At 60.2% G+C, this 14759-nt stretch carries 13 protein-coding genes; 5 read left to right on the top strand and 8 right to left on the bottom strand.

Features of this window, described 5'->3' with window-relative positions:
- Positions 1 to 74: 74 nt before the first annotated feature.
- On the bottom strand, positions 75 to 1052 hold the full coding sequence (locus tag PMI29_RS26515) for an NAD-dependent epimerase (RefSeq protein WP_007994088.1): 978 nt from the start codon (positions 1050 to 1052) through the stop codon (positions 75 to 77).
- A 200-nt stretch (positions 1053 to 1252) separates the two neighbouring features.
- The gene (locus tag PMI29_RS26520; protein WP_007994087.1) at positions 1253 to 1873 is read right to left on the bottom strand and encodes a cell wall hydrolase; all 621 of its coding nucleotides are present in this window, start codon (positions 1871 to 1873) and stop codon (positions 1253 to 1255) included.
- A 142-nt stretch (positions 1874 to 2015) separates the two neighbouring features.
- Between PMI29_RS26520 and PMI29_RS26525 the strand changes: the two genes are divergently transcribed.
- Complete coding sequence (locus tag PMI29_RS26525; protein ID WP_007994086.1) at positions 2016 to 2867, top strand: CAP domain-containing protein; 852 nt, start codon at positions 2016 to 2018, stop codon at positions 2865 to 2867.
- Positions 2868 to 3478: 611 nt separating this feature from the next.
- Here the strand turns inward: PMI29_RS26525 and PMI29_RS30775 are convergent.
- From PMI29_RS30775 to PMI29_RS26540, 4 genes are all read right to left on the bottom strand, one after another.
- Positions 3479 to 3634 carry a DUF2474 domain-containing protein gene (locus PMI29_RS30775; RefSeq protein WP_007994085.1) on the bottom strand — a complete coding sequence of 52 codons (156 nt, stop codon included), beginning with the start codon at positions 3632 to 3634 and terminating at the stop codon, positions 3479 to 3481.
- On the bottom strand, positions 3621 to 4637 hold the full coding sequence (gene cydB / locus PMI29_RS26530) for a cytochrome d ubiquinol oxidase subunit II (RefSeq protein WP_007994083.1): 1017 nt from the start codon (positions 4635 to 4637) through the stop codon (positions 3621 to 3623). Before cydB ends, PMI29_RS30775 begins: the two co-directional genes overlap by 14 nt.
- A 17-nt stretch (positions 4638 to 4654) precedes the next feature.
- Positions 4655 to 6076, bottom strand: a complete 1422-nt coding sequence (locus tag PMI29_RS26535) for a cytochrome ubiquinol oxidase subunit I (RefSeq protein WP_007994081.1) — start codon at positions 6074 to 6076, stop codon at positions 4655 to 4657.
- 166 nt (positions 6077 to 6242) lie between these two features.
- Complete coding sequence (locus PMI29_RS26540) at positions 6243 to 8567, bottom strand: FdhF/YdeP family oxidoreductase (protein WP_007994079.1); 2325 nt, start codon at positions 8565 to 8567, stop codon at positions 6243 to 6245.
- Between the two features lie 424 nt (positions 8568 to 8991).
- Here PMI29_RS26540 and moaA point away from each other — a divergent pair, with 424 nt between their 5' ends.
- Together moaA and PMI29_RS26550 are read left to right on the top strand one after the other, a co-directional pair.
- Positions 8992 to 9990 (top strand): GTP 3',8-cyclase MoaA, encoded by a 999-nt coding sequence (moaA, locus tag PMI29_RS26545; protein ID WP_007994077.1) that lies wholly within the window; start codon positions 8992 to 8994, stop codon positions 9988 to 9990.
- Positions 9991 to 9995: 5 nt separating this feature from the next.
- Positions 9996 to 10895, top strand: a complete 900-nt coding sequence (locus tag PMI29_RS26550) for a bestrophin family protein (protein WP_007994074.1) — start codon at positions 9996 to 9998, stop codon at positions 10893 to 10895.
- A gap of 127 nt (positions 10896 to 11022) precedes the next feature.
- On the opposite strand, the gene PMI29_RS26555 is transcribed toward PMI29_RS26550, so the two are convergent.
- Entirely contained in the window at positions 11023 to 12228 is a 1206-nt protein-coding gene (locus PMI29_RS26555) for a molybdopterin molybdotransferase MoeA (RefSeq protein WP_007994073.1), read from the bottom strand.
- A complete protein-coding gene (gene moaB / locus PMI29_RS26560) occupies positions 12225 to 12764 on the bottom strand; it encodes a molybdenum cofactor biosynthesis protein B (protein ID WP_007976036.1) in 540 nt (179 codons plus the stop codon). Before moaB ends, PMI29_RS26555 begins: the two co-directional genes overlap by 4 nt.
- Before the next feature lie 298 nt (positions 12765 to 13062).
- Here moaB and PMI29_RS26565 point away from each other — a divergent pair, with 298 nt between their 5' ends.
- A complete protein-coding gene (locus PMI29_RS26565) occupies positions 13063 to 13953 on the top strand; it encodes a LysR family transcriptional regulator (RefSeq protein WP_007994072.1) in 891 nt (296 codons plus the stop codon).
- Positions 13954 to 14099: 146 nt separating this feature from the next.
- Positions 14100 to 14759: formate dehydrogenase accessory sulfurtransferase FdhD (locus PMI29_RS26570; RefSeq protein ID WP_007994071.1), on the top strand; the 660-nt coding region annotated here is incomplete at its 3' end.

Here is a 14759-nt window from a genome sequence, read left to right as displayed (position 1 = left end):
CGGATACAAAAATGTCTTGGCTCATGGAGTCTCTCTCGCCCTTTTTGATTTTTTCGAGATCAGAGGCGAACGCTTCAAATCTGATAGAACTGCCGATACCACTTCACAAACTCGCCGACGCCGGTTTCGAGCGTCACCTGCGGGCTGAAGCCTACCCACTCGGCCAGTGCCGAGACATCGGCCCAGGTCTTGACCACATCACCGGCCTGCATCGGCATGTAGTTGCGCCGGGCCTGCAGGCCCAAGGCAGATTCCAGGCACTCGACGAAATCCAGCAACGCCACCGGCATGCCACGCCCGATGTTGAAGAGACGGTTTACCCCGGCGGCAGAGCCTTCCGGCACCGGTGGTTTTGGGCGTAGTCGGGCGATACCTTCGACAATGTCGTCGACGTAGGTAAAGTCGCGCGACATCTGCCCCTCGTTGTAAATATCGATGGGCAGGTCTTTGAGGATGGCGTCGGTAAACTTGAACAGCGCCATGTCCGGGCGGCCCCACGGACCGTAGACGGTAAAAAAGCGCAGGCCACTGGCTTTCAAGCCATACAAATGGCAGTAACTTTCGGCCAGCAGTTCATTGGCGCGCTTGCTGGCGGCGTACAGCGAAACGGGATGTTCGACAGGATCCTCGACACTGAACGGCATCTTGCTGTTGGTGCCATACACCGAACTGCTCGAGGCGTAGATCAGATGCTCGGGGCGATGGTGCCGACAGGCTTCCAGCACATTGAGGAAACCCACCAGGTTCGATTGTCCATAGACATCCGGGTTGTCCAGCGAGTAGCGCACCCCGGCTTGAGCCGCCAGGTGCACCACTTCGGTAAAACCGTGCTCCCGGAACAAGCTCATCAGGGCCGGTTTGTCGACAATGTCCATCTTCTGGAAACGAAATCCCGGCAGAGTCTCCAGCACCTTGAGGCGTGCGTGCTTGAGCTCGATGTCGTAGTAGTCGTTGAGGTTGTCGATACCGACGACCTCCTGACCCTCGCGGCACAAACGCTGGACCGTATGAAAACCGATGAAACCGGCTGCACCGGTGACCAGAACAGTCATACGACGCACACCGGTAATTGCGCCGTGATCGGCGCGAGATTACTGATCCAGACCCTTGTCAGCTTCATGTGTAGTTCCTGCTTATGGCGTTATTCGCGCAAGGTTACGTTATGAAGCTTATAAAACAGAAACATTTCAGTTTCGATAACGCCTCACGCAACTTCAGCAAAAAAAACCATAATTGGCCGAATAGACACCTACTATTTGGCCGATTTGTCATGGGGCTTGTAAAACCGGAACAAGCCGATGTCCACGGTCTTGATGTACTCCTTGGCCCAATCCGGCTTGACGGTACGATCATGGAAATACAGGGCACCCTGGGTGCGATCCGGAAGTTCCTTGTTCAGGGCCTTGCGCGCGATCTCCTTGGCCATCGTGTAAGGCACCTCTTCCTGGACCGAATCGGATTTGCCGTCACACCACCAGGAGAACTGGCAACTCTTGGTTTCCGAGCCCTGTTTGACCACTTTACACACCGTATCCGGAAAGCCCTCGTGGCCCAGGCGATTCATGACCACGTTGGCCACCGCCTCCATGTCGGCGGAATCCTTGCCCCTGGCTTCCCAGTAAATGGAGCGGGCCAGGCACGTGATCGCGTCATCCAGCGGCGCGGCGCCCGCCGGGTCGACGGCCTGGACTTCGGACGGGGTAATCGCTTCAGCCTTGGGCGCCGGTGCGGGGCTGTTGTTCTCGGCGGCTTTCTGTTCCAGCACCTCAGCCTTGTTCTCGGCCGCTTGCTGTTTTTGCTGTTGATCCGTAGCGGATACCGGGCCGGCCAGCAAAGTGAGGGCGAGGCAAGTGGCGATCCAGTCAAAGCGCATGATCGATGTCACTCGGTGAGTGGTTCGACTCAGTGTAGTAGTGAAATGATTTCACCCGCCCCACTACACTCTGGATAAATCCGTTGTCCTGGATGGGTCAACTTCGCGCATCATGGGTGCAATCTGCTCAAGGGGGATTTTCATGGGTTTCATCTCATCCGCAATGCGTTTTGCCGGCTTGTCACTGGGCCTGGTATTCGCCGCCAATGCCGTGGCGACAGACGAAACGCAATTGATCGAATCGATCAACGTCTACCGCAGCCAACTGCAGCGCTGTGCAGGCCAGGTCTCCTCGGAGCTGCCGCCGCTGTCGGCCGACCCGCGCCTGGTGCTGACCGCCCCGAGCATCGGTGATCTGCAGCAGGCCATGGCCGCTGCCGGTTATCCCATGAAGAATGTGCAGGCCATCAGCCTGTCCGGGCCCCGCGATGCAGCCTCGGCGATGAAGGCAATTCAGGAGAGCTTTTGCCAGATCGTCCTCGACCCGCAATTCGTAGATGTCGGCGTCAGCCGCCAGGACCGGCAATGGCGCATCGTGGTCGCACGTCCATTGTTGAGCGCACGCCTGGGCGACTGGCAGGCCGAGGGCCAGAAGCTGCTAATCGAACTCAACGCCGCACGGGCCAAGCCGCGTCAATGCGGCCCGCAATCCTTCGCCGCCGCGCCGCCGCTGGCCTGGAACGCCACACTGGCCACCGCCGCCGAAGGCAATTCCCGCTCCATGGCCAACCACAACTACTTCGATCACAAGGACCGCGATGGCCGCACACCGGGTGACCGTGCGGAACTGGCCGGCTACGACTTCCAGCAGATCGGCGAAAACATCGCCGCCGGGCAAGATAGCGTACGCAAGGTGGTCGAAGGCTGGCTGACCAGCCCCGGCCACTGCGCCAACCTGATGAACCCGCAGTTCCGCGAGTTGGGCGCGGCGTATGCGACCGATCCGAAGAGCGATGCGGGGATTTACTGGACGGCGATGTTTGGGGCGCAGTAATGACAAGACTCTGGGCCCTTCAAGAAAGCTTTTGCGGTGAGACTGAAGCCCTTGGCGGCGGGCAGCCTTCCAACGCGGCAGATCGTACCTGTAGGAGCGAAGCTTGCTCGCCAAAAACGTCTGAACAACGCGATCATTCAGACAGCACGCGTTATCGTTGACGTCCATCGCGAGCAAGCTCGCTCCTACAGGGAAACGAGTTCTATTGCGATCAGGCCAGCCGGAAGGCCGCCTCGCTTTTGCTTTTGCTTTTGCTTTTGATCTTCTTGCCCCCTCGAGAGGCCGAGCGCAGGTTCTGCGTAGTGGGCAACCCGGCATGGATGCCGGGTTAGCCGCCCCCGGCCATGGATGGCCGATGGCGACGGGCTCTGTAGGAGCGAGCTTGCTCGCGAAAAACCTGAGAGCACCGCGGGGTGTCAGGCTCCCCGCATCATCGTTGACCTCCATCGCGAGCAAGCTCGCTCCTACAGGCCGGGCGGCGTTCCGTTCTTCCAAGTGACCAGCCGTAAGGGCGGAACCAATAGTCGCCGTTACCCCAGAAATGGATATTCACCCAACCCAATCCAATCCAAACACCTCAAAGCGAACTGGAACCCTCTAACGACTTGCCATCAGTGGCTACTCATCCCGGCCACCTGCATCAACATCCGCAACGCCCCCGCCACCACCCCCAACGCAACCACACTGCCCAGCCAGATCACCACCAGCCACCCAAGTCGCTTGTACCAAGGCGCCGGTGCCGGTTCACGGGAATCAATGGTAGCCATCGCCAATCCTCACTTTGCCGCGGAACACGTAGTAGCTCCAGACCGTGTACATCAGGATGATCGGCAATATGAACAGCGCCCCGATCAGGATGAACAACTGGCTGGTTGGCGGTGACGCCGCGGCCCACAGGCTGATCGACGGCGGCACGATGTTTGGCCAGATGCTGAACGCCAGGCCGATGTAACCGAGGAACACCAGCATCAGGGTGAAGGCGAACGGCCAATGGGTGTGGCGTTGGCGCAGGGTCTTGAGCAAGCCGAACAACGCCAGCAAGGCCAGCACCGCCAGGCCTCCGAACACCGCCAGGTGCGCATGGGCAAACCAGCGCGTGGCGATGTCCGGATGCAGGATCGGCGTCCACACGCAGATCACACCGATCACCGCCAACAGCAGCCAGGCCAGTGGCCGGGTGAACAGGCGCATCCGCGATTCGAGCATGCCTTCGGTCTTGACCAGCAACCAGGTGCTGCCCAGCAGCGCATAAGCGACGATCAGACCCACACCGCAGAACAGCGGAAACGGTGCCAGCCAGTCCAGCGAACCACCGGCGAACTGACGGTCGACCACCGGGATGCCGGCGATGTAAGTGCCGATCACCACGCCCTGGGAGAACGTCGCCAGCAGCGAACCGCCAATGAATGCCATGTCCCACACATGACGCTTTTCAGGGCTGGCCTTGAAACGAAATTCGAACGCCACACCGCGGAAGATCAAGCCGCACAACATCAGGATCAGGGGCAGGTACAGCGCTTCCAGAATCACCGAATAGGCCAGCGGGAACGCGCCATACAGCGCCGCGCCACCGAGCACCAGCCAGGTTTCGTTACCGTCCCAGACCGGTGCCACGGTGTTCATCATCACATCGCGCTCCTTCGCATCCGGGATCAGCGGAAACAGAATGCCCAACCCCAGGTCGAAGCCGTCCATGATCACGTACATCATCACGCCGAAGGCGATGATCACGCCCCAGATCAGCGATAAATCGATACCTTGAATACCCATGATTCAACTCCCTTCCTTCAATTGACGCGGGCGTCGGTTTCGAGGATTTCGGCGTCGGCAGATAGCGGCCGGCGCGGTGTGATCAGCTGATCGGAATGCCCGTCGACGGGATGTCCGTGATGCGGCTGTGGCCCTTTGCCGACCAGTTTCATCATGTAGCCGATACCCACCGTGAACACCGAGAAGTAGATCACCACGAACAGCGCCAACGAGAGGCTCAACTGTGTGACGCTGTGATTGGACGCGGCATTCGCGGTTCGTTGCAGGCCATACACCACCCACGGCTGACGCCCGACTTCGGTGGTGATCCACCCGGCCAGCATGGCGATCAGGCCGCTTGGGCCCATCCACAACATCAGGCGCAGGAACCAGCGATTGCGGTAAATGGCACCGCTGCGACGCAGGGCCAGGCCGAGCACGCCGGCCAGCACCATCAACATGCCCAGCCCGGCCATGACGCGGAAGCTCCAGAAAATAATCGTCGCGTTGGGGCGATCCTCTTTCGGGAAGCTCTTGAGCGCCGGGATTTGCTTGTCGAGGCTGTGGGTCAGGATCAGGCTGCCCAGATAAGGAATCTCGATGGCGTACCTGGTTTTCTCGGCCTGCATGTCCGGGATGCCGAACAGCACCAGCGGCGTCGCTTCGCTACCGTTGTTTTCCCAGTGCCCTTCAATTGCGGCGATTTTCGCCGGTTGATGCTCCAGGGTGTTCAAGCCGTGGGCGTCACCGACCACGGCCTGGATCGGGCAGACGATCAACGCCATCCACAACGCCATCGACAGCATCTTGCGTACTTGCCGGGTGTCGTTGCCGCGCAGCAGATGCCACGCCGCCGACGAGCCGACAAAGAACGCCGTGGCCACGAACGCGGCAATCGCCATGTGCGCCAGGCGGTACGGGAACGACGGGTTGAACACGATGGCCAACCAGTCCAGCGGCATCACCCGACCGTCGACGATCTCAAAACCCTGTGGCGTCTGCATCCAGCTGTTGGAGGCGAGAATCCAGAAAGTCGAAATCAGCGTGCCGATGGCCACCATCACCGTCGAGAAGAAGTGCAAGCCGCGCCCTACCCGGTTCCAGCCGAACAGCATGACCCCGAGGAACCCTGCCTCGAGGAAGAACGCCGTGAGCACTTCATAGGTCAGCAACGGCCCGGTGATGCTGCCGGCGAAGTCGGAGAAGCGGCTCCAGTTGGTGCCGAACTCGTAGGCCATGACCAGCCCCGAGACCACGCCCATGCCGAAGTTGACGGCGAAGATCTTCGACCAGAAATGGTAGAGATCGCGATAGGTGTCGTTGTGGGTCTTCAGCCATAAGCCTTCAAGCACCGCCAGGAAACTGGCCAGCCCGATGGTGATGGCGGGAAAGATGATGTGGAACGAAACCGTGAACGCAAATTGAATGCGCGCCAGGTCCAGTGCCTCCAGGTTAAACATGTCGAAGTCCTCATCGAGGCTTTAAAGGAGATAAACCTGTAGGAGCCGGCTTGCCGGCGATTGCGCAATGGCCATCGACACGGGTGTCGCCTGACGAACCGCTATCGCCGGCAAGCCGGCTCCTACAGTCATTACAGTGAAAGGGTTTGTAATGAGCGCCCTGGTGCTAGGCGGCGGACGTCGAGATCAGGTTGCTGGCCCTGGCCTGCTCCAACCGGATGGCGACGAACTTGGAAGTCGGGGTGAAGGTGCGGTCACCGTAACTTTCCAGCGGCACCAGCGGGTTGGTCTCCGGGTAGTACGCGGCCGCCTGACCGGCCGGAATGTCGTAGGCGATCAGGGTGAAACCGCTGACCCGACGTTCGCGTTCGTCGTCCCACAGCGCCACCAGGTCGACCTTCTGCCCCGGCTCGAAACCCAGCCGGCGAATGTCCTGCTCGTTGGCGAACACCACGTCGCGCATGCCGTAGACCCCGCGGTAGCGGTCATCCAGGCCATACAGCGTGGTGTTGTACTGATCGTGGGAGCGCATGGTCTGCAGAATCAGGTGCGGCTTGACCGCCAGGTTGCGCACACCCTCGCTGATCAGGTGCTGCGGCAGCACGCTCGGGGTGAATTGGGCTTTGCCGCTGGCGGTCTTCCAGATACGTTTGGCCGCGTCGTTGGGCATGTGGAAACCGCCCGGGTGCAGCAAGCGCCGGTTGAAATCTTCGAAACCCGGAATGGTGTCGGCAATCATGTTGCGGATGCGGCCGTAGTCGCCGATGGCCCAGCTCCAGTCGATCGGGTGCTTGCCCAGTGTCGCGGCAGCGATTCCGGCGATGATCGCCGGTTCCGACAGCAAGTGTTTCGACTTCGGTTTCAGTTGGCCGTGGGAGATGTGGATCATGCTGAAGGTGTCTTCCACGGTCACGCCTTGCGCTCCTTCGGCCTGCAGGTCGATGTCGGTGCGGCCCAGGCACGGCAGGATCAGCGCATCACGACCGGTGACCAGATGGCTGCGGTTAAGCTTGGTGGCGATGTGCACGGTGAGGTCGCACTTGCGCAACGCAGCGTGGGTACGCGGGGTGTCGGGGGTGGCCTGGGCGAAGTTGCCACCCAGAGCGATAAACACTTTCGAACGACCCTGCTCCATCGCGCCGATCGCCATCACGGTGTTGTGACCATGCTCACGCGGCGGCTTGAAGGAGAAGCGTTTTTCCAGGGCATCGAGCAAATCGGTGGGCGCCAGCTCGTTGATGCCCATGGTGCGGTCGCCCTGCACGTTACTGTGACCGCGAACCGGCGACAGGCCCGCGCCGGGCCGGCCGACGTTGCCGCGCAGCAGCATCAGGTTGATGACTTCCTGCAGGGTCGGCACCGAGTGCGTGTGCTGGGTCAGGCCCATCGCCCAGCACATGATCACCCGCTTGGCCCGGGCGTACATGCGGGCGGCGAGTTCGATGTCAGCCAAAGGCATGCCCGACTGTTGCTCGATGTGCTCCCAGCTGGTGGCGTCGACTTCGGCCAGGTAGGCATCCATTCCCGAGGTGTGTTCGGCGATGAACTCATGGTCGAACACCGGCTCGCCGCCGGTGGCCTGCGCTTCACGCTCCCACTGCAAGAGGAACTTGACCATGCCGCGCATGACCGCCATGTCGCCGCCGAGTGCCGGGCGGAAGTAAGCGGTGTTGGTCGGCTCGGAGCCATTCATCAACATTTCAATCGGGTGCTGCGGATGCTGGAAGCGCTCCAGTCCGCGCTCCTTGAGTGGATTGATGCAGATCACCTGCGCCCCGCGCTTTACCGCTTCGCGCAACGGTTCGAGCATCCGCGGGTGGTTGGTGCCGGGGTTCTGGCCGATGACGAAGATCGCGTCGGCATGCTCCAGGTCGTCAAACACCACGGTGCCTTTGCCCACGCCCAGGCTTTCGATCATGCTCACCGCGCTGGCTTCGTGGCACATGTTCGAGCAGTCCGGAAAGTTGTTGGTACCGTAGGCCCGGACGAACAACTGATAGAGAAAGGCGGCTTCGTTGCTGGCCCGGCCCGAGGTGTAGAACTCGGCCTGGTCCGGAGATTCCAGTGCGTTGAGATGCCGGGCGATCAGCGCGAACGCTTCGTCCCAGGTGGTTTCCACGTAGCGGTCGGTGGCAGTGTCATAGCGCATCGGGTGGGTCAGGCGGCCCTGGTACTCCAGCCAGTAATCGCTCTGCTCGGCCAGCGCCGAGACGCTGTATTTGTTGAAGAACGCCGGGTCGACCAAACGGCCTGTAGCTTCCCAGTTAACCGCCTTGGCGCCGTTTTCGCAGAACTTGACCATGCCGTTTTCCGGCGACTCGCCCCAGGCACAACCGGGGCAGTCGAACCCGCCGTTCTGGTTGGTCTTGAGCATGGCGCGAATATTCTTCAGCGCGTTTTCACTGCCCAGCCAGTTCCTGGTAACAGCGATCAGTGCACCCCAACCGGCGGCGGCACCTTTGTAGGGTTTGTAGCGGTCGACTTGAGACATGGTACTTCTCCGTGACCTGATTCAGGCCATTGATCGTTTGACGGAGAAAAGCATATGGACGGGGATTAATTATTGTCTAATCGCTATTTACAACTACATTATCGAAACGCTCTATCACGGTTTTTTAACCTTGTTTTTCAATTACTTGAAATCACTTACAGACCTTTAAACCATAACAAAAAGTTCATCATCGATCCGCTCGATCACCCGGTTGTTAATAGTGATTGGACGCCCGTTAAAGTTGCTCTTAGCCTGCGCTCAACAAATCCGTTATCTGCACAATATCTGTAGGAGCGAGCTCGCTCGCGATGGACTCAAGAACACCGTGTTTAGCCAGTTATCACGCGTAATCGTTAACGACCATCGCGAGCGAGCTCGCTCCTACAAAGTCCATTCAACACATACAGTACCAAGCGAGGGTGTCATGTCAGAACGAGTCTTGATCGATGGCTTCTCCCGGCGCGTGGACTATCTGCGGATGTCGGTCACCGACCGCTGCGATTTCCGTTGCGTGTATTGCATGGCCGAGGACATGCAGTTTCTGCCCCGGCAACGGGTGCTGACCCTGGAAGAGATTTATCAACTGGCGCAAAGCTTCGTCGCGCTGGGCACCCGCAAGATCCGCCTGACCGGAGGCGAGCCGCTGATCCGTCCGGGCGTGGTGCAACTGTGCGAGAAGATCGCCGCCCTGCCCGGCCTGCGTGAACTGTGCATGACCACCAACGGTTCGCAGCTGGCCAAACTGGCCGGGCCGTTGTTCGAGGCCGGGGTCAAGCGCCTCAACATCAGCCTCGACTGCCTGGACCCGCAACGTTTTCGCGAACTGACCCGCACCGGTGATCTGGCACAGGTCATCAAGGGCATCGACGCGGCCAACCAGGCCGGTTTCCGCAACACCAAGCTCAATTGCGTGGTGATGAAGGGCCGCAACGATCATGAGATCAATGATCTGGTGAGCTTCGCCATCGACCGCAACCTCGACATCTCCTTCATCGAGGAAATGCCGTTGGGCATCATCGACGAGCACAGCCGCGCCGAGTCGTTTTTCGCAAGCGCCCAGGTCCGCGATCGCATCGCCGAACGCTACACTTTGATTGATTCCGCCGAGTCGACCCAGGGTCCGTCACGCTACTGGCGCCTGGCCGAGGCGCCGCAGATTCGCCTGGGGTTCATCTCGCCCCACAGCCACAACTTCTGCGGCACCTGCAATCGGGTGCGGCTGACCGTGGAAGGACGTCTGCTGCTGTGCCTGGGTAATGAGCACGCCGTGGATCTCAAGGCTGTTTTGCGCAGCCACCCCGGACAGCCCGAGCGCCTGGAAAAAGCCATTATCGAGGCGATGAAACTCAAGCCTTATCGGCACAACTTCGAAGTGAACGACGATGTTCAGGTCGTTCGCTTCATGAACATGACGGGCGGCTGAAACCCATGATCGTGAGACCCAAACCCAACCTGATCGGCGTGCTGACGTCCCTCAAGGGTTCGATCGCCAAGCGCATTGCCTGGCGCAGCCTGATGGTGACATTGCTCGCCTCGGCCATCGTGCTCATCGAAACCTTGCACCCCAGCTATTTTTCCAAGGTCAGTGCAACGCCCTTCACGCTGCTGGGTTTGTCGTTGTCGATCTTCATGAGCTTTCGCAACAACGCCTGCTACGACCGCTGGTACGAAGCGCGCAAGGCGTGGGGCGAAGTGATCGTGGAAATCCGCTCGATGATTCGTGAAACCCTGGTGATCAAGGATGTGGCTGAACGACACACGATCCTCAGCAACCTCTGCGGCTTCGCCCATGCCCTCAACGCGCGGCTGCGCCGGGAAAACGAACTGGCTGCCAGTGGCGACTGGCTGCACCCGATGCCCAAGGGCGACACCACGGACATCAGCGGGCAAATCCTGATGCAGGTCGGTCAGCATTGCTCGGCACTCAACGAGTCCGGGGCGATCAACGACTGGCGCTACACGCTAATGGCCAACCACCTGGCCAGCCTGACCCACGCCCAGGCGGTCTGTGAACGCATCAAACACACCCCGCTACCCTTCCCCTATACCCTGTTGCTGCACCGCACCATCTACCTGTTCTGCATCCTCTTGCCGTTTGCCATGGCCGAACCCCTGGGCTGGCTGACACCGATTTTCACCGCGATTGTCAGCTACACCTTTTTCGGCCTGGATGCGATTGCCGACGAGCTGGAAGACCCGTTCGGCCGCGACGAAAACGACCTGCCCACCGACGCCATCGTGCGCAACATCGAACGCGATGTGCTGGCGGCCCTGGGCGTGACGGAACTGCCGCCACAACTGGAGCCGGTGGATTTTGTGTTGAATTGAGACTAAAGAAACACACAGAACCTGTGGGAGCGAGCTTGCTCGCGATGAGGTCATCACAGCCAACATCCACGTCGCCTGACACTCCGCCATCGCGAGCAAGCTCGCTCCCACAGTTTGTTCGCTGTATTCAGAACAGCTCGCTGAAGGGAATGAACCGCGCCGTGTCGCCCACTTCCAGCGTGCAGCCTTCCGGCACTTCCACCAGCCCGTCCGCCCAGGATGCGCCCAGCAACACGCCTGAACTCTGGTTCGGATAGAGCACCGCTCGACCGGCTTCGAGTTTCGCCCGCAGGTACTCACGGCGACTCCCGGGTTTGGGCCAGGCAAAGCCGACCCTGACCGGGAAGCTCAAAGGCTCGACGTCTTCGACGCCCTGAATCCGCAACAGATAAACCCGGGCCAACAGGCCGAAAGTGACCAACGCCGATGTCGGATTACCCGGCAGGCCAATCACCGGCACGCGGCCGAAGTGGCCCACGGTCAATGGCTTGCCGGGTTTGATCGAGAGTTTCCACAGCAACGGTTTGCCGCACTCGCGCAGCACCTGGCCGAGGCAGTCGGCGTCACCGGCGGACACGCCGCCAGTGGTGAGTATCAGGTCAGCCGCGTGCTGCAGCTGTTCGAGTTTAAGCCGTGTCTGGCGTGGCTCGTCGGGAAGAATGCCGGCATCGATGACCTCGCAACCCAACGCATTCAACCAATGGCTCAACAGCGTGCGGTTGCTGTTGTAGATGCTGCCGGGCTTGAGTGGCGTGCCCGGTTCGAGCAGTTCATCACCGGTGGACAGCAACGCCACCCGTGGTCGCCGCACCACCTGCACATGGGTGCAGCCCTGTGCCGCCGCGACCGCCAGTTCGAACGGGCCAAGGCGCTTGCCGGCGCGCAGCAGCACATCGCCAACGCGGTTCTCCTGGCCTTGCGGGCGGATGTTGTTGCCGGCGCTCAGTGGCTGCTTGAAGCGGATACGTCCGTCATCCAGTACCTCGGTGTTCTCCTGCATCTCCACACAGTCGGCACCCGGCGGAACCGGTGCGCCGGTGAAGATGCGCGCGCAGGTTCCCGGTGCCAGGGCTTCAGGGGCGTGACCGGCAAATACCTGCTGCGACACGGCCAGCGGTTCCCCATCCCAACCCTCGATATTCAGGGCATACCCGTCCATGGCGCTGTTCGGCCACGGCGGCAGATCGAGAGTCGCCACCAGGTCATTGGCCAGTACCCGTTGCCGTGCGGCGCTTAGCGGCACCGCTTCACTGTCTTCAATCCACCGCGCCTCGGCCATTGCCAGCAAACTGTCGATGGCCTCCTCCACCGGCATCAAGGATGAATGACTCATCCCCGCGTCCCGCAGGCTTGCACAGGCTTGAGGTGCGGCACGAAATTGCATGGCCGGTGGCGAGCGTCGAGTTGTTCGGCGAGGATGCCTTCCCATGCGGTGCGGCAGGCGCCCGTGGAACCCGGCAGGCAGCAGACCAGCGTGCCATTGGCCAGCCCGGCCAATGCCCGGCTTTGTACTGTGGAGGTGCCAATGTCGAGGATCGAAATCGCCCGGAACAGTTCACCGAAACCATCGATCTGTTTATCCAGCAAACAGGCTACAGCCTCGGGTGTGCTGTCGCGACCGGTGAACCCGGTACCGCCAGTGATTAGCACCACCTGAATGCCGTCGTCGGCAATCCAGTTCGCCACCTGCGCGCGGATCTTGTAAAGGTCATCCTTGAGCAGGTTGCGCTCGCTCAGGGTGTGGCCGGCTTCCAGCAAACGACTGACGAGTAACTGGCCGGAGGTGTCATTGGCATATTCACGGGTATCACTAACGGTCAGCACGGCAATATTCAGGGGTATAAACAAGGCATCCGGTTTGACGCTCATGGAATTCTCCGGCAGGCATGAATTAAATAGCCAAATTAAATAACTTTCGGAGACTAATTCGATAAATCGAACTGTGTCCAATCACTCTAACCAACCAGACTATCGAGCCGATCTATCAATATAAAAAGACCATAAAAGGCATCAGTGATAGAGCCCATCGATACCCCCTTAGATACCAGTGATTGGACGCACACCGAAGACAATGAGATCGTCCACACCTCACGTTTTCCGGCTCGCCTTGTGTCTTGCGCACTTGAGTCAATACTTACCCCTCACTTCCCCGCCAGCAGGTGCCGTCATGGACATCAAACAACTCAAGTTCCTGATCGCCCTGGAGCAGACCCGCCACTTTGGCCAGGCCGCTGCGCGCTGCCACATCACCCAGCCCACGCTGTCGATGCGCCTGCGCAACCTGGAGGATGAACTGGACCTGGTGCTGGTCACCCGGGGCCAGCGCTTCGAGGGTTTTACCCAGGCCGGCGAACGCGTACTGGCGTGGGCCCGGACCCTGCTGGCCGCCCACGACGGGCTCTTCGCCGAGGCCGCCGCGTGCCGGGGCCAACTCGTCGGTAACTTGCGCCTGGGGCTGGTGCCGCTCAGCAGCTTCAACCCCGTCACCTACATCCAGGGCCTGTCCCGCAGCTTTCCCGAGCTCAAGTACAGCCTGTCTTCCTTGAGTTCCGACCAGATCATCGAGGGCCTTGGCAACAATCAGCTGGACCTGGGTGTGTGCTACCTCGATCACGTCAACCCGAGCTACTTCGAGTTTTTCGAAATCGGCGAGACCCGCGTCGGCCTGCTGTACGACACCCGTCACTTCCATTTCGACGGCACACAAATGAGCTGGGAGGACGCCGCAGAGCTGCCCTTGGGGATGCTCAGCAACGGCATGCACTATCGCAAATCCATCGACCTGAGCTTTCGCAGCCGCGGACTGGACCCGCAGCCGATCCTGGAAAGCGATTCGACCTACCAGTTGCTGCAGGCGATTCACGAAGGTTTTTGCTGCGCGGTCATGCCACTGGACAGCGGCCTGGAAGAACCCATCGAACACCTGTCGTTCATCGAATTGCCGGATGCCAGCGTGCTCGCGCCACTGGGCCTGGTGATGCGCAAGACCGAACCGCGCTCGGCGATTGCCGAGAAGTGTTTCGCCGAAGCACGAACGTTATTCAGCCGGACTGACTGATCAAATTCCGGCTTTATATAAAACCGAACGAGGTATCTTTTACCAACCTGATAGACATCACCAATCGGCGCATCGGAACAAGCGATTGGACGCATTGAACAGTTACCCGTAGCCTGAACTTAATTCAGCGCTTCGAGGTTCTTTGCATGTTGTGCCAAGTTGAACAAGCCGATTATCGAAGCGACACTAACGCCCCTGCACCCAAACCGCTGAGTGTGAACTTTCGCGAGTACGACAGCGCCGCGTCAGTCTGTCAGGCGGCGCTGGCCGCCGAGATCGCACTGGCAATCACCTACAACGGTTTGAGCCAGGCCGTGATGATGGTATCGCCGGGCAACCTCGAAGACTTCATCCGTGGCTTCAGCGTCAGCAACGACATCGTTCGGGACCCGCGCGAAATCTACGACCTGCGCCTCACCCGATTCGACCAGGCCGTTCAAGCAGACGTGCAGATCTCCAGCCGCGCGTTCTGGGCACTGAAGAACCATCGTCGGCAGATGGCCGGCACCAGTGGCTGCGGACTGTGCGGTGTGCAAGCGCTGGAGCAGGCGCTGCCGAAACTGGACATTCTCGACCCGGTTCCCCTGCCGCCCGCCGAGCACTTCATCGACATTCGCAGCCGCATCGAACAGGCACAACAAATGGCCCGCAGCAGCGGCGCCCTGCATGCAGCGCTGTACTTCGACAGCCAAGGCAACGCGTTGATCTGCCGCGAAGACATTGGCCGCCACAACGCGCTGGACAAGTTGATCGGCGCCCTGCAACACGCCGGCATCGACAGCCGCAGCGGCTTCACGGTGGTCACC

Origin of the sequence: Pseudomonas sp. GM49 (genome assembly GCF_000282355.1) — a bacterium.
In the GTDB taxonomy this organism is placed as follows: Bacteria; Pseudomonadota; Gammaproteobacteria; order Pseudomonadales; family Pseudomonadaceae; genus Aquipseudomonas.
Note: the sequence above shows the minus strand (reverse complement) of the source record. Positions and strands in the feature narration are given on the sequence as shown.